We start from the raw sequence: 14928 nt of genomic DNA, 5'->3' as shown, positions 1-14928 counted from the left end.
CTGAGCACAGCCCGGTCGGTGGCGGCCCCGACGATCACCCGCAAGCCGAACGGCGTCGGGCGGACACCGCAGAGGTCACCGCCGATGAGCGTCTCGTCGTCCGCCGCGCGGTGGAAACCGGCCAAGTGCAGGGCTGCCGATAGCTGTGTTGGCTCAGCGGGTAGGGCCGTCGAGGTGGGCTCGTACGGCGTCGACGAACTCGTCGCCGTGCTGGAAGACGCCGCCGTGCCCGGCCCCTGGATAGATGATCAGCGTGCTGCCGGGAATGCGGGCGTGCAGGTCGTGGGACAGCTCGGTGGGGACCATGCGGTCGTGGTCGCCGTTGGCGATGAGCGTCGGAGCGCCGATGCGGGAGAGGTCCTGCGGCTCAGCCCGGCCCCAGTCCCGGATGGTGCTGATCTGGCGGTGGAAGGACGACAGTCTGATGGGGACGTCACGGTCCATGACACGCTCGCGCAAGCGGGCGAGATACGCCTTGGCTGCCGCCTTGCCCGCTGGGGTGCGGGGAAAGAACAGGAACTCCTTGGCATCGGTGCGGGCCAACGCGGCACGAGCCATGTCCCAGTAGACGTAAGCCCCTCCCGTCGTACGGTCGATGCCGTCTCCCCCGGCGGGGCCGGTTCCGGCCAGGACGAGGCGGCGCACGAGTCCCGGCGCGTCGAGCGCCACCTGCTGGGCGACGAAGCCGCCGAGCGAGAATCCGAGCAGGTCCAACCGGGTCAGGCCGAGGGCGGCCGCGAACCCCTGCGCCGCACGCGCCATCGCGTCGACGGTGCCCGGGACGCGGCCGGTGGATCCGCCGACCCCGGGGAGGTCGAGCGCGAGGACACGGCGGTCGCGGGCGAGGGCGTCGACCAATCGGGGATCCCACTCGTCAAGGGTGGCGCCCAGGTGGGTGAGCAGGACCAGTGGGACGCCGTTCTCGGGGCCGAGGTCGCGGAAGACGAGCGTGTGGGAGCCCACGACGATGCGGCGGTTGGGCGCCGTGGCCCACGTGGTGGACCGGGGGCGGACGGTGGGCTCAGTCACGGTTGGTCACCGCCGTCGCGTCGGTGGTGACCAGGACCTTGCCGCGGGTGCCGCCGGCGAGAACCTCGGCCAGGGCCCGCGGGGTCTGGCCGAAGGGGAGAACCCGGTCGACGATCGGGCGCAGCACCCCGTCGTCGACCAGCCCGGCGACCTGGCGCAGCGCGGCGCTGTCGGGGGTGATGAACAGGAACCGGTAGGTGACCCCGAGCGCGCGTGCGCGGCGTCGGGTCTGGGCACTCAGGGCCCGGATGGCGAGCCGGACGACCGGGTTGACGCCGACGCGCCGTGCGAAGTCCGGGTCGGGCGGGCCGGTGATGCCGATCACGGTGCCACCGGAGCGCACTACGCCGAGGGAAGCCCGCAGCGTGGCTCCGCCCTGGGTGTCGAGGACCAGGTCGACGGGCGTGCCGGCGAGTCGCTGCGCGAGGTCGTCGCGGCGGTAGTCGATGACGATGTCGGCACCGAGCTCCCGGGCAGCCGCGATGTTCGCCGTCGAGACGGTGGTGGCGACGGTGCAGCCCAGGTGCCGGGCGAGCTGGATCGCGATCGATCCCACTCCCCCGGTCCCGCCGTGGATGAGGACGGTCTGGCCCTTCTTCACCCTGCCCATCTCTACGAGGGCCTGCCAGGCCGTGAGCGCGACGACTGGAAGTCCCGCGGCCTCGACCAGGCTCACGGACCGGGGCACGGGTGCCATCGACGCGGCGTCGACCGCGACGTACTCGGCGAAGGTGCCCGTGGCCGCCAGGTCGACGTAGCCGTACAGGTGGTCGCCCACGGCGATGTCGCGTACCGCGGAACCGGCCTCGACGACCTCGCCGGACAACTCGCCGCCCATGACCTTGGGCAGCCGGAACGGGAAGATCGCCTTGAACTCGCCGGAGCGGACCCGCTCGTCGGCGTGGTTGACGCCCGACGCGGCCATGCGCACCAGCACCTCATGAGGGGCGGGGAGCGGTACGGGCATCTCGACCTGCCGCAAGGGGGAGCCGTACTTCTCGAGGACGAAGGCCTTCACGGAGTACTCCTGACAATGTGTTTCTGGAGGTCGGGTATCTCGGCGGCACGGGTGCGGGCTCGGCCGCCGTACTTCTCGAAGCAGTGTGTGCTGACTTTCCGGCTGCCGCGCGGGCGCACCGCGGCCGCGGCCGCTCCCGCCCATCAGGCCACGGGCAGGACCGGGGCGATGACGCGGGCGGCGGCGCCTCCCTGGAGGCGGTCCAGGGAGGCGGTGATCGCCTCGTGGGGCGCGCCGAGCGGCACCGCGCCAGCCGTCCGCACTGTCGAGGAAGGTGCCGCCGGCCTCGGCGAACCGGTCGAGGATCCGGCGTGCCTCGTCCGGCTCGGCTCCGGCGCCCCAGCCGGTGCCGAAGTTCGCGGTGCCGAGCGCGTACTCGGAGACGCGCAGTCCGGTCCGGTGACGAAGGTCGTGCAGCGCATGGGATGTCCTTGCTCGATGGGCGGGAAGGCCGTCGCGCGGCGGGCGGGGTGAGTGTCAGTCCGTGTTCGGCTGGGGTGCCGCGGCCAGGTTCTGCTTGACGCGCCGGCTGGTCTCGTCGGCGAGGATCTCGGGCAGGCCGGCCTCGATGCCGTGGAGGGCCTGGGCCGCGACGTCGGCGGCGGAGACCTTCTGGTCGGCGGGCACGGCGGCGGCCATGTCGGTGTCCATGTAGCCGACGTGCAGCGCCGAGACGGCGATCCCGCGCGGTGCCAGCTCGTCGCGGGTCGCGCCGGTCAGTGCCCAGGCGGCGGCCTTGGACGCGGCGTAGGAGCCGAGTCCTGCCGGATGGAACCAGGACAGGGCGGACAGGACGTTCAGTACGGCGCCGCCACCGTTGCCCTCGATGACGGGGGCGAAGGCGCGGGTCGCGGCGAGCGGGCCGAAGAAGTTGGTCTCCATCTCCCTGCGCACCTCGGCCGCGTCACCTGCGATCAGCGTCGCGCCGGTGGAGATGCCCGCGTTGTTGATCAGCAGTGTCGTGTCGGACGCCACGCGCGCGGCCTGTCGTATCGACGCTTCGTCCGTGACGTCCAGCCGCAGCGGGATGACGCCTGGCATGTCGACCGTTTCGGGGCGCCGGGCCGCTCCGTACACCTTGGCGCCGCGCTCGACGAGCTGGGCGGCCAGATACCGGCCGAAGCCCCGGTTGGCACCGGTGACGACCGCGACCGCGTTCCTCAGTTCCATGTCTGCTCCTGGTCCCGGCAGGGACCGTCGGGCCGCCCGCCTCAATTAGATTATGCTTCCAATCTAAACACCGGGCTACGATAGATGCCAGTCGACATCCAAAATGGGAGCTGGTCATGGGCCGCGTATCGCAGGCGCAGGCGGAGGAGAACCGCAGGCGGGTGGTGGACACCGCCTCCCGGCTGTTCCGGGAACAGGGCACCCAGGTGAGCGTCGCCGACCTGATGAAGGCGGCCGGCCTGACCCACGGCGCCTTCTACAAGCAGTTCGCCTCCAAGGAGGCGCTCGTCGACGAGACCACCGCCCACGCCTTCGCCGAGCTCGCCCAGCGCTACAGCGCCGGGCTCGATCGGTACGACGGGCAGCGCGCCACCGCCCAGCGGGCGCTGATCGACGCCTACCTCTCCGTCGAGCACCGCGACGACCCGGCGGACGGCTGTCCGGTCGCCGCGCTCGCCACCGACATCGCGCGCGAGGGCGGAGGGCGCGAGGCCCGTCGCGTCTACGCCGAGGGGGTGGCCGACTTCGCCGAGTTCCTGGCCGGTGACGACCAGGACGGCATCGTCCGCCTCTGCACCCTGTTCGGCGCGCTGGTCCTGTCCCGGGCCACCAAGGACTCCCCGCTCTCCGAGGAGATCCTCGCCGCCGCGCACACGGCCTTGACCGAAGCAGACTGAACAAGGGCACGGTGGGGGGACCCGCCGACCGCACGCGTGGGCGACGAGGCGACCGCCGCCATCGCGAGGAACATCACGGCAGACACCACGCGCGCCGTTGTCGCCACGCCCGCCTCACTGACCCGCGAACCGTCCTGCCGGGCGCCCCGGTACGCCCGGCAGGACGATGGCCAGGTCGGACAGCGAATAGCAGGAAGGATTCCCCATGAGCAGCACCCACTTCGACGTCGTCGTCCTCGGCGCGGGACCCGGCGGGTACGTCGCCGCGATCCGCGCGGCCCAGCTCGGCAAGAGAGTCGCTGTCATCGAGAAGCAGTACTGGGGAGGTGTCTGCCTGAACGTCGGCTGCATCCCCTCCAAGGCGCTGCTGCGCAACGCCGAACTCGCCCACACCTTCCACCACCGGGCGAAGCAGTTCGGTATCTCGGGCGACGTGGCGTTCGACTACGGCGCCGCATACGACCGCAGCCGCCAGGTCGCCGAAGGCCGGGTCAAAGGCGTCCACTTCCTCATGAAGAAGAACGCCATCACCGAGATCGACGGCCACGGCACCTTCACCGACGACGGCACCCTGGAGGTGTCCCTCACAGCCGGCGGCACGCAGCGGGTCACCTTCGACGACGCCATCATCGCCACCGGCTCCACCGTGCGACTACTGCCCGGTGTCGAACTCAGCGAGAACGTCGTCACCTACGAGACGCAGATCCTTCAGCGCGGGCTGCCCGCCTCCATCGTCATCGTCGGCGCCGGCGCGATCGGCATGGAGTTCGCCTACGTCCTGCGCAACTACGGCGTCGAGGTCACGATCCTCGAATATCTCGACCGGGCACTGCCCAACGAGGACGCCGAGGTGTCGAAGGAGATCACGCGCCAGTACAAGAAGCTCGGCGTCACCCTCCTGACCTCCACCAAGGTCGAGGCCGTCAGGGACGAGGGAACCTACGTCACGGTGACCTACACCACGGCCGACGGCAAGCGGTCCGAGCTGCGTACCGACAGGGTCCTCATGTCCGTCGGGTTCGCGCCCCGCACCACCGGCTACGGCCTGGAGAACACTGGCGTCGCCCTCACCGAAAGCGGCGCCATCGCCATCGACGACTACATGCGGACCACCGCGGCGCACCTCTACGCCATCGGCGACGTCACCGCCAAGCTCCAGCTCGCCCACGTCGCCGAGGCCCAGGGCGTCGTCGCCGCCGAGACCATCGCCGGAGCCGAGACGATGCCGCTGGGCGACTACCGGATGATGCCCCGCGCGACCTTCAGCCAGCCCCAGGTCGCCTCGTTCGGGCTCACCGAGCAGCAGGCCCGTGACGAGGGGCACGAGGTGCTCGTCTCCACGTTCCCCTTCACCGCCAACGGCAAGGCCCACGGTCTGGGCGAACCGACCGGTTTCGTGAAGCTCGTGGCCGACGCCGCGCACGGCGAGCTCCTCGGCGGACACATGGTCGGCGCGGACGTCGCGGAACTTCTCCCCGAACTCACCCTCGCGCAGAAGTGGGACCTGACCGCCACCGAACTCGCCCGCAACGTCCACACCCACCCCACCCTGGGCGAAGCGCTCCAAGAGGCGTTCCACGGCCTCACCGGCCACATGATCAACCTCTGACTGCAGGGCGGGCGGACGATCCGTCGGCCTCCACCGACCCGGGCGAGGAACACACTTCGGCGAGTACGAGCCCCTCGCCGACGACGGTGCCGCGCCCGGTCGCCGCCACCTCAGCAGATGAGCCGGTGGCCGCGCCGGCACCTCGGTGCCTCACACCCCAGCAGGAGCGCGGCGCTCGAAAGACCGCCGTGACAGCGAGTCACGCGGGCACCGGGAAGAGGAGGCAGCTACTGGTGGCGTGCGCGAGCAGGCGGTCCGCCGTGTCGACCAACTGGGCCTGGGCGAGCGCGGTTCGGCGACCACTGCTGATCACCGAGCCGATGGCGCGCACCCGGCCCGTGTCCACGGTGACCGGCCGCAAGAACTTCACCGTCAGATCGAGCGAGGTGTACGCCATCCCCTGCGGGAGCGTGGACTGGACGGCGCAGCCCGCCGCGGAGTCGAGCAGCGTGGCGAAGACGCCGCCGTGCATGCTGCCGATCGGATTGTAGTGCTCCTCCCCCGGCACCAGGGAGAAGACCGCCCTGCCGTGCTCCACCTCGTCCAGGGAGAAGTCGAGGGTCCGGCCGACGGGCGCCGGGGCGAGCCGCCCCGCCTGCACCTCGCGAAGGAAGTCGAGGCCGGCCATGCCCGCAGCGGCCTGTGCGGGGATCGCCGGATCGTCCCAGTTGTACGTTCGTGTCCGCCCCACGCCCAGCGCCTTCCCTTTGATCATCTGACTTTCCCAAGTGAAGCTAGCCGCGTACTCATCTGACTGTCAATGAGGAAGCCAGGGGCTCTACGATGACGGGATGGAGTGGGTTGAGGTGAGCACGGAGAACTGCCCGGTCCAGCGCGCGCTGGATGTGGTCGGGGAGAAATGGACGCTGCTGATCCTGCGCGACGCCGTCAACGGCGTCCGCCGCTTCGACGACTTCCACCGCCACATCGGCCTGTCGGAGGCCGTCCTCAGCAACCGTCTCCGCAAACTCATCTCGGTCGGCATCCTCAAGACCGTGCCCTACCAGGAGCCCGGCAGCCGCTCCCGCAACGAATACCGCCTGACCCGCAAGGGCTGGGACCTGTGGCCCGTCCTGATGGCCCTCGGCCAGTGGGGCGAGGCATACGCCCTCGACTCCGACGGCCCGGTGCTGGACATCCGTCACACCGACTGCGACGCCCCGGTCCGCGTCGTCGTCGAGTGCTCCGCAGAGCACTCCCCCCTCACCCCACGTGACGTCACCGCCCGACTGGGGACAGACGCCCGCCCACGGCCGTGAGCCGTCGACGCCACAGTCGGGGCCAGAGGGCGGTAACACACCGGATGAGAGCCGCGCCCTGCGCACCGTGACCCCTTAAGCGCACGACCGCCGTCGGCGCGCCGCCGAACCGATGCACCGGCCCCGCGCCGACGGTCCTGGCCGCGTCGCGCGGCTCCACCCGTCGGTCCTTCCGCGCTGATCCCGGTCTGGCTACTCGGCAGCACCGCTCCCGGGCGCGGGACGGGCGAGGATCTTGGTGACAGCCTCGTCCAGTGTCGTGGGCAGACGCCCGAGGACGCGAGGGAGGTCGTCGGTCTGCCGCTCCAGGGCCCCACTTCGGACTTGCTCCTCCAGCCAGCCCTGGGCACCGGGAGTGGGACTGTCCCGCACACGGTGGACGACAGGCGTACCGCAAGTGCGGGTGAGGACCTGGGCGAGCTGGGGATAGGTCCACAAGGTGCCGGTGAAGTCGTAGGCGCGGCCCAGGTGGTCGGCCTCGGTCAAGACGCGTGCGGCGGCTTCGGCGAGGTCGGAGCGGGAAGCGGTGTTGATGCCGCGGCCGCCGGTCGCGTCGTCCAGTACGCCCGAAAGGACGGCGGCGTGCAGACCGGGGTTGAGGAAGGCTTCACTGTAGAAGGGGTGGCGCACCAGCGTATGGGGCAGGCCGCTGGCCCGCAGCGCGTGCTCGGTGGCGTGGTGTGCTTCAGTGACGCCCTCGGCCTGGATGTCGGCACCCAGAAAACTCGTGTAGACGACCGCGCCGACACCGGCGTCGCGGGCCGCCTCGATGGCGCTCCGGTGCTGGCGGACACGGCGAGCGGGATCCAATTCCGGGGACGAGATCAGTAGCAGCCGGTCGGCGTTCTTGAACGCGGTGCGCAACGTGTCCGGGGCGTCGTAGTCGCCACGGCGCACCTGGACTCCTCGGGCGGCGAGATCCGCGACGCGATCGGGAGCACGCACCACGACCACCACGTCTTCGGCAGGGCACCGGGCCAGCAGATGATCCACGACGAGCCGGCCAAGCATCCCTGAAGCGGCAGACACAGCAAGCATGCGGAACTCCCTCGCCGTGCGAGAGCCGATGGCACCGCAGGACTGTCTCGTGACCGAAGCGACCTGCACACCATCGGCCGACAACCGCCGAGCCGTCAAAGGTTTTTCGGCATCCCGACTGGAGCGCTTCTCCTTGCTGGAGAAGCCGCCCAGCCGTGATCACGCTCGTCCCCGCAGCGTGACGTCCGTTGTTTGAAGGACGAATCCTTCCAGGGGCGGTTGCGGCCGGAGGGACGGCAAGGTCAGGTGCCACCAGTCGGTGAGGCGGTCGTTGAGGACGGTCGTACCCTCAAGGGCCTCGGTGAGGGTGCACAGGCCGAAGAACGCGGGCACGAGGGCGCGGGCCGTGCGGCCGGGGCGGACGTGCTCGTCGACCTGCCCTGCCAGCCGGGCCTGCGCGAGCAGTCGGGTGGCGGCGGCGGTCCACAACGCGAAGGGGTGGGGTACGGGGGCTTTGATGACGGTGCGCTCGGCCCACAGACGGGCACCGGCACGCGTCACGGGATCCTGCGTGAGGGCGTGCGCGATGTCGTAGCTGAGGGCGACGAGCCGTTCGAGCGGGGGGAGTGTCTCGTCTGCGTAGCGTGCAGCGAGCTGAGACCAGGTGGCGAACCGGTCCTCGACGACGGCGACGGCGATTCCCTCCTTGCCGGTGTAGTGGAAGTAGACCGCGCCACTGGTCCGGCCCGACCTCGCGCTTATGTCATTGACGCTGGTGGCCGCGTATCCCTGCTCAGCGAACAGTTGGGCAGCCGCTTCAAGCAGTGATCTGCGGGTTGCCTTCGCCCGTTCCTGCAATGTTCCGTCCGCCCTCGCTCTGTTTTTACGCCGCCCAAGAATTTAGTGCGCCAGCGTACGCCTGGCGTTCAAAGGGAGCACTTTCGTGCGCAGATTACATAGTTCTTTCGAATGCGAACGCCTGCGAGTGGTATTGGAAGCAAGGCGCTCCGGGCCCCGCGCGGTCCGGCAATCACGTCAACCGACGTGCCCGGGAACCGGGTTGATGGCCTCGGCGGCCGCGTCACGGATGTCGCCGCCGCCCAGCCATACGCCTGTTTCCGACGTACACCAAGTCGCTGAAAAGGGTTATTGCCCGATTTGCCTGGACGGAAATAACGTAGCGATCACTATCTTTCCGTTTCCTCCGGATACGGAAATGCCCCGTACATGCGAAAGCATGGGAGACCCCAGTGACCCCCTCGGACCACGATCTGCTCGACTGGTCGCCCGAAGCCGTCGTCTTCGACTGCGACGGCACCCTGATGGACAGCGAACGCCACTGGCAGGAGGCTCGCAGCCAGGCGTTCCGGGAACACGGGCTCCAGCCGCCGCCCGGGTTCGCCGAGCAGGCCCTTGGCCTGCACTACGAGGACTGCGGCCGGCTCATGGCGCAGTCCGTGCACAAACCCGAACTGACCGAGGACCTGACAGCCGCGCTGCTCGACCACTTCCTGGCCCTCGTCACCGACGAACCGGTGACGATGCCAGGTGCGGTCCGGGTCGTACGGCTGCTCTCCGGCCGCTTGCCGCTGGCGGTGGCCAGCAACTGCCCGAGGGTCGTGGTCGAAGGCAGCCTGGCACGGGCCGGGTTGCTGGAGCACTTCGAGCACCTGGTCGTACCCGACACCGGGGACGGCGTGCGTCCCAAGCCGCACCCCGATGTGTACGCCGAGGCGGCCCGGCTCTGCGGTGTCCCCCCGCACCGGGCGCTCGCGGTGGAGGACTCCCTGACCGGAGTGGAAGCGGCCCGACGGGCCGGCCTGCGGGTCCTCGGTGTCGGTCCCATGCCGAAGGGCGACGGCACTCCCGGTGCCGACAGGTGGCTGCCGACGTTGGACGCTCCCGAACTGCTGGCCTGGGCCGACGCGCTCGGCAGCCGGCGGTGAACGCACAGGGCGTGACAGCCCGCTGAGGTCCGGCAAGCCGAGCACCTCGCGCTGCCCGGTGGACACCGACGGCGGCACACCGGGGCGGTGGGAGTAGGCTGCCGCCCGCCTGGCACGACGCCTCGGATCCCCATGTCAAACAGCACCTCATAGGCGGCGGCAGCCCTGACCGCTACGCCGAACGGGTCAGGTTGTCACGGCGCGTTGACCGCCCGCAGGGACGACGCGCCGACCACGGCGTACCACCCCTTGGCGTCGGCAGCGAGCCATGTGACCGCCGCGTCCACCGGCCACTCCTTGAGCACTTTCCCGGTACGCAGTCCCAGCGCCCGGCACACCTGCCCGGCCGTGACGTAGGCCATGTCGCCTCCGATGGCGGGCGGGCAGCGTGCGATGGCGTCGAACGACGTCCGCCACAGCTGTCGCCCACCGTCCGCGAGGTCGAGTGCCTGCAGGGTCTTGGCATCCAGCCAGTTGAGCAGGACCCCCTCCCGCACGACGGGGCCTCGTCGGCCACCACCCGGCAGCGACGGCCAGCTGGTGTCGAGCCCGGCGGTGGGGTGGCTCCACAGCCGCTTTCCGCTGTCGGGGCTGAAACCGATCAGGTCCTCCCCGGCGGCCAGCAACAGACCGGTGCCCGCGGCGTGCCCGAGGGCCGTGGCACCATTCCCGGCGGTGAGGCTCAGCGGTTCGTTGTGCAGGCGGTCGCCAGTGCGTACGTCGATGAGGTGCAGTTCGTCGGTGTCGCTGAGCAGGGCGAAGCGCTCGTCGCCGCGGCCGTCCGGGGCGGGCAGAGTGACCGGCGCGGTTTGGGGCTGCCCGGTCTTGCCGAGCCCGGTGTAGGACCATGGCTCCCGGCCTGTGGTCGCGTCGAGGCAGAAGACCCGGGGATCCAGCGCCCCGGTGTCCGGGACGAGGAGCAGCCTGGTGCCGGAGACCGCGGGCGCTCGCCAGTCACGCGTCTTCTCCTTCTCGTGGGTGCGGGGTTCTTCGGTGGCGCGCGAGCCGCCCGGGGGCAGAGCGAACGAGCGCAGGACCCGGTCGTCCGCCGACCCGCCGTCGTCGCCCAGCGTGACGAGCCGCCCGTCCGCGACGGCGAACCACTTCACGGTCCCCCGCCACGGCCGCTCCGGCAGCCGTGGGTCTCCTGTCCGTACTTCGCAGACCCTCTCCAGGAGCTCCGGGGCGATGAGCAGGCCGCTCGCGACACCCCAGAGCTGCTCGTGAGCGGCGATCGCCGGCGCCTTGTCGTCCTGCCATTGCCTCGCCCCGTCCTCGGCACCCACGGCGCGCACCAGTCCCTGTGTGGAGGCCAGGCCCGGTCTCGCCCCGTGCACCAGCACCGTGTCCCCGGCGAGCAGGGCGGACGTGACGTCACCCGGTCTGTCGTCCTGGCCGGCCAGCCTCCAGCGCTCCCGGCCGGGGTGCTTCGACCCGGTCTCCAGTACGAGACCGTCCTCCTCGGCGCCTGTGCCTGGCGTTTTCGGACCACGGGCCACGGCCCAGACAGCCAGGCCGGTGAGCCCCGCGCCACCGGTGGTGAGGAAGGCGCGGCGTGTCAGGGTACGCAGGCGATCGGCGCGGTGGGACTGGGCGGCGGTGGGCCGGGCCGGGGAAGGCTCGGGTGTCGGTTGCCGCTCCGTCCCGGCGGAGGATGACGGCTCCTCGGTACCTGTCAGTCCCTCGCCCGCGATCAGTGACCGAAGTGGTTCCTCGCGCCACCACAGGGGCGCGTCCGGCGAGGCGGTCAGGGCCAGCACCCGTGCGAGGGAGGGCCGGCGCCACGGCTCCTTGCGCAGACAGCCGGAGACGAGTGCCCGCAGACCCGCCGTGTCCGGTACGCCGTCCAGGTGCGGCTCTTCGTGGGTGGCTCGGTAGAGCAGGACGGCCACGGGGCCCGAGCCGAAGGGCTGCTCGCCCGTCGCGGCGAAGGCGAGGACCGCACCCAACGCGAACACGTCGGCAGCGGGCCCGGCATCCTCACCGGCGACCTGTTCGGGAGCCATGAAGCCGGGCGTGCCGATCATCGCTCCGGCCTCGGTGAGACCGAGGTCCCCGGCGGCCCGGGCGATGCCGAAGTCGATGACGCGCGGACCGTCGGCGGTCAGCAGCACATTGGAAGGCTTGAGGTCGCGGTGCACGATGTCCGCCGCGTGGATGCTCACCAGAGCCTCGGCGAGGCACGCACCGAGCGACCGCACGGCCTGGGCGTTCAACGGCCCGCCTGCGACGACTGCGTGGCGCAGGGTGACTCCCGGCAGGAACGCCGTGGCCAGCCAGGGCACGACGGAATCAGGATCGGCGTCGAGCACCGGGGCGGTATGCGCGCCGGTGACGGCGCGCGCTGCGGTGGCCTCGCGCCGGAATCGCTCTCGGTAGCGCGGGTCCCTGGCGAGGTGTTCGTGGACGGTCTTGACGGCGACGAGCCGCCCGCCGGGGCTGCGCCCCAGATAGACCTGCCCCATGCCGCCCGACCCGAGTCGCCGCATGATGCGGTGACCGCCGAGCAGACGCGGGTCGTCGGGGAGCAGCGGCGCACCCGGGAGCAGGGGGACCTCCGTCATGTGCACCTGCCCTGGAGTGCGGCGTCGCCCGCTGCCCGGGACGTCGGAGGCGAAGGAGTGTGCCGGGGCGCATGACGGTGGGCGCAGCCAGTGGTCATGTCCGCCTCTCCCCCGGGCCCCGGACCGTGTGCAGAGTGCGGCCCGCGCAGATGTGGACCAGACCGTCGTGCGCGGTCACCAGACTCATGTCGGACGCGGGCTCGACGGGAACCGCCCAGCTCGCGTCCCCCGTTCGTATGTCCAGCGCGTACATGCCCCACGCCCCCTCGCCCGAGCCGCCCGGCTCCGGCCCCGAGACCAGTGCCAGGCCGTCCGACGCCAGGGGCGCACCGCTCCCGATCTCCCGGTAACCCGGCCGCGACCACCGTTTCCTGCCTGTGTCGGCGTCCAGCGCCTCGACGCCCTCCGACGAGGAGGCGAGCACCAGGCCGCCGGTGGCCCGGGGAGCGACGTCTGTGACCGTGCCGGCAGGACGAGACCACAGGATTCGCCGGGTCGCGAGGTCCATGGCCTCGATCCGCTCCTCCGACGCGAAATAGCCGACACCCTCGGCCCCCGGGTGGGCCTGCGGGCGGCGGGCGCCGCGCGCGATCTGCCGCTCCACCGCTCCGTCGGACGCCTTCAGGACGACCAGCGGGTCGTCCTGGGCATACTGGTCCGTGCCGGGCACACCGGAGTCCCGGGACGAGGAGGCCACCGCTATGCGGCCGCCGGCCTCGTCCACGCCGATCACTTCCGCCGTGCGCCCTTCGTGGAACCAGAGCTCTTTGCCCGTACGGGAGTCGAAGGCGTACGCGCGCCAAGGTGGCTCCGAGGTGGTGCGTCGCTCCCATCCGGTGGTGTAGCGCGCGTAGGTGAACAGGCAGGTGACGTCGTCCGAGACGGTGAACATGCCCTGGCCGCCCTCCAGTTCGGTCGCCGGGGCGGCGTCGAAGGGACGGGGCGGCCGGTGCGGGTTGCGCGAAAGAACACCCGAGGTCCACGCCTCCCGGCCGCCCGCCACACGCAGGGCGATCAGCTCGGGCTCGAAGAGGCTGTCCCGCAGGACGTAGACCAGGTCGCCGCGTGCCTGGATGCCCCGCAGGTCCTTCTCCGGGTAGGTCCAGCGAACGGTGCTGGTCTCCGCGTCCAGACGGACGACCCCCCTGTCGTCGAGTACGTAGAGGTCTTTCCCGCTGCGTAGGAGAGCGCCGCCGTACTCGACTTCGCCGATGTCACGGCTCCACACGAGCGCGCCCATCGGCGGGCGGGGCTCAGGGCGGCTCCCGACGCGGGCTGTGCCGCTGCTCTCTTCGCCGCCGAGGAGAATGGCCGTCGTCGTGGTGCCCGCGGCCGCCAGGGCCGCGCCGCCCCAGGCGAGGAGGCGGCGCCGAGAGGTGCGGAGGGCGGGCGCGGGAGCATCGCGGCGGGCGTCCGCACGGACGTCGCCGGAGGCGGGCGGTGACTCGTCGGCGGGGTGAGAGGGCAAGGACTCCGACTCGGACTCGCCGTTCTCGGCGAGGCTGAGGGTGCGGGGCTCGCCGTCCCCTTCGTGGAAGGGACGATGTGCCCCGTCGCCCCCGGAGGCAGCCGGGACAGCGTCCTCGGGGCCCGGCCCCGCGGCCTCCACCCCCACTCCCCTCAACAGCTCCGTCACCTCGTCCTCCTGGCGACGGATCAACCCGGCGACCGGCTCCAGCTCCCACCATGGTTCCTCCGACGCGCGCTCGGCGCACCAGGCGAGCACCTGCGCGACCGTCGGCCGGTCCGCGGGGCGCCTGGCCAGACACAGTCCGAGGAAGTCCTCCCAGACGGTGCCCGGCACGCCCACCAGATCGGGCTCCCCGTGCAGCGTGCGGTAGAGGACCTCGGGCACCCTGCCGGAACCGAAGGGACCTCGCCCGGTCGCGGCCACCGCGAGGACCGCGCCGAGCGCGAACACGTCCGCGGCGGGCCCCGGCCCGGCAGCGTCCCCCGCAAGCTGCTCGGGTGCGATGAAACCGGGCGAGCCGATGGCCTCGCTGTCGGCGGTGAGGCTCTCGTCGGCGGCGCTCTTGGCGATGCCGAAGTCGATGACCTTGGGTCCATCGCGCGAGATGAGGACATTGGACGGCTTCACGTCGCGGTGCACGAGCCCCGCCGCGTGCACCGCCGCCAGCGCCTCGGCGAGTGCGGCGCCCAGTGCGGCGAGATCGCCGGAGCCGAGCGGCCCGTGCGCGGCCACCGCCTCCGGCAGGCCTGGGCCCGCGCAGAACTCCACTGCCATCCAGGGCGGTTCGTCATCCGGACCGGCGTCAAGCACAGCAGCGGTGTACACGCCGGTCACCGCCCGCGCGGCGGCCGTCTCACGACGAAACCGCTCCCGGAACTCCGGGACGGCGGCGAGGTGTCGGTGGACGGTCTTGACGGCAACCGGCCGCCCAGACGCGGACCGCGCCAGATGAACACGGCCCATGCCGCCCTCACCGAGCAGCGCGATGATCCGGTACCCGCCGACCTCCACGCACGTTCCTTCCTTCCAGCGGCCCACCGAGGGGGCCGCGGGACGACACGACGACCCGCCGCCCTGTGCGACGCCTGTCAGGCATCGTACGGTTGCGCCCTTCGAGGCTTCACCCACGCGAACAGCTGCCGGGAGGAAGGCCCGTCCACCGGGCGCCTGGCTCGGGGGTTGACGCCGATCGCGACGATCGCGCGTC

General features: G+C 71.3%; 12 protein-coding genes. 4 read left to right on the top strand and 8 right to left on the bottom strand.

The genetic code is table 11. The annotated features are described in order from the left end of the window. Nucleotides 1-153: 153 nt before the first annotated feature. From ACZ6IM_RS37555 to ACZ6IM_RS37545, 3 genes are all read right to left on the bottom strand, one after another. The gene (locus ACZ6IM_RS37555; RefSeq protein WP_469563092.1) at nucleotides 154-1029 is read right to left on the bottom strand and encodes an alpha/beta fold hydrolase; all 876 of its coding nucleotides are present in this window, start codon (nucleotides 1027-1029) and stop codon (nucleotides 154-156) included. After that, nucleotides 1022-2047, bottom strand: coding sequence for an NADP-dependent oxidoreductase (locus tag ACZ6IM_RS37550; protein ID WP_469563084.1), 1026 nt, complete (start codon nucleotides 2045-2047; stop codon nucleotides 1022-1024). Before ACZ6IM_RS37550 ends, ACZ6IM_RS37555 begins: the two co-directional genes overlap by 8 nt. 477 nt (nucleotides 2048-2524) lie before the next feature. Further along, nucleotides 2525-3217 carry an SDR family oxidoreductase gene (locus tag ACZ6IM_RS37545; protein WP_469563081.1) on the bottom strand — a complete coding sequence of 231 codons (693 nt, stop codon included), beginning with the start codon at nucleotides 3215-3217 and terminating at the stop codon, nucleotides 2525-2527. 116 nt (nucleotides 3218-3333) lie between these two features. Here ACZ6IM_RS37545 and ACZ6IM_RS37540 point away from each other — a divergent pair, with 116 nt between their 5' ends. Both ACZ6IM_RS37540 and lpdA read left to right on the top strand, forming a co-directional pair. Beyond that, nucleotides 3334-3894, top strand: a complete 561-nt coding sequence (locus tag ACZ6IM_RS37540) for a TetR/AcrR family transcriptional regulator (protein WP_469563078.1) — start codon at nucleotides 3334-3336, stop codon at nucleotides 3892-3894. A 205-nt stretch (nucleotides 3895-4099) separates the two neighbouring features. Further along, nucleotides 4100-5503: a dihydrolipoyl dehydrogenase gene (gene lpdA, locus ACZ6IM_RS37535; protein WP_052842725.1), complete on the top strand. Its 1404-nt coding sequence runs from the start codon at nucleotides 4100-4102 to the stop codon at nucleotides 5501-5503. Between the two features lie 199 nt (nucleotides 5504-5702). Here the strand turns inward: lpdA and ACZ6IM_RS37530 are convergent, their stop codons facing one another. Beyond that, on the bottom strand, nucleotides 5703-6194 hold the full coding sequence (locus ACZ6IM_RS37530; RefSeq protein WP_469563167.1) for a PaaI family thioesterase: 492 nt from the start codon (nucleotides 6192-6194) through the stop codon (nucleotides 5703-5705). Between the two features lie 100 nt (nucleotides 6195-6294). Here ACZ6IM_RS37530 and ACZ6IM_RS37525 point away from each other — a divergent pair, with 100 nt between their 5' ends. Beyond that, nucleotides 6295-6762, top strand: coding sequence for a winged helix-turn-helix transcriptional regulator (locus tag ACZ6IM_RS37525; RefSeq protein WP_052842726.1), 468 nt, complete (start codon nucleotides 6295-6297; stop codon nucleotides 6760-6762). 192 nt (nucleotides 6763-6954) lie between these two features. Here the strand turns inward: ACZ6IM_RS37525 and ACZ6IM_RS37520 are convergent, their stop codons facing one another. Both ACZ6IM_RS37520 and ACZ6IM_RS37515 read right to left on the bottom strand, forming a co-directional pair. Then, entirely contained in the window at nucleotides 6955-7800 is an 846-nt protein-coding gene (locus tag ACZ6IM_RS37520; RefSeq protein WP_469563076.1) for an NAD(P)H-binding protein, read from the bottom strand. A gap of 159 nt (nucleotides 7801-7959) precedes the next feature. Further along, entirely contained in the window at nucleotides 7960-8598 is a 639-nt protein-coding gene (locus ACZ6IM_RS37515; RefSeq protein WP_052842727.1) for a ScbR family autoregulator-binding transcription factor, read from the bottom strand. A 392-nt stretch (nucleotides 8599-8990) separates the two neighbouring features. Between ACZ6IM_RS37515 and ACZ6IM_RS37510 the strand changes: the two genes are divergently transcribed. Continuing rightward, on the top strand, nucleotides 8991-9686 hold the full coding sequence (locus tag ACZ6IM_RS37510) for an HAD family hydrolase (RefSeq protein WP_052842728.1): 696 nt from the start codon (nucleotides 8991-8993) through the stop codon (nucleotides 9684-9686). A gap of 194 nt (nucleotides 9687-9880) precedes the next feature. On the opposite strand, the gene ACZ6IM_RS37505 is transcribed toward ACZ6IM_RS37510, so the two are convergent. Both ACZ6IM_RS37505 and ACZ6IM_RS37500 read right to left on the bottom strand, forming a co-directional pair. Continuing rightward, nucleotides 9881-12250, bottom strand: coding sequence for a protein kinase domain-containing protein (locus tag ACZ6IM_RS37505; RefSeq protein WP_052842729.1), 2370 nt, complete (start codon nucleotides 12248-12250; stop codon nucleotides 9881-9883). Between the two features lie 94 nt (nucleotides 12251-12344). After that, nucleotides 12345-14732, bottom strand: a complete 2388-nt coding sequence (locus ACZ6IM_RS37500) for a protein kinase domain-containing protein (RefSeq protein WP_469563071.1) — start codon at nucleotides 14730-14732, stop codon at nucleotides 12345-12347. Nucleotides 14733-14928 lie beyond the last annotated feature (196 nt).

This window comes from Streptomyces sp. NPDC042336 (assembly GCF_055581985.1).
Note: the sequence above shows the minus strand (reverse complement) of the source record. Positions and strands in the feature narration are given on the sequence as shown.

Coding starts and splice junctions, on each gene's coding strand:
- ACZ6IM_RS37545 (WP_469563081.1), bottom strand. CDS start 3,217: ATGGAACTGAGGAACGCGGTCGCGGTCGTCACCGGTGCCAACCGGGGC.
- ACZ6IM_RS37505 (WP_052842729.1), bottom strand. CDS start 12,250: ATGACGGAGGTCCCCCTGCTCCCGGGTGCGCCGCTGCTCCCCGACGAC.
- ACZ6IM_RS37525 (WP_052842726.1), top strand. CDS start 6,295: ATGGAGTGGGTTGAGGTGAGCACGGAGAACTGCCCGGTCCAGCGCGCG.
- ACZ6IM_RS37540 (WP_469563078.1), top strand. CDS start 3,334: ATGGGCCGCGTATCGCAGGCGCAGGCGGAGGAGAACCGCAGGCGGGTG.
- lpdA (WP_052842725.1), top strand. CDS start 4,100: ATGAGCAGCACCCACTTCGACGTCGTCGTCCTCGGCGCGGGACCCGGC.
- ACZ6IM_RS37520 (WP_469563076.1), bottom strand. CDS start 7,800: ATGCTTGCTGTGTCTGCCGCTTCAGGGATGCTTGGCCGGCTCGTCGTG.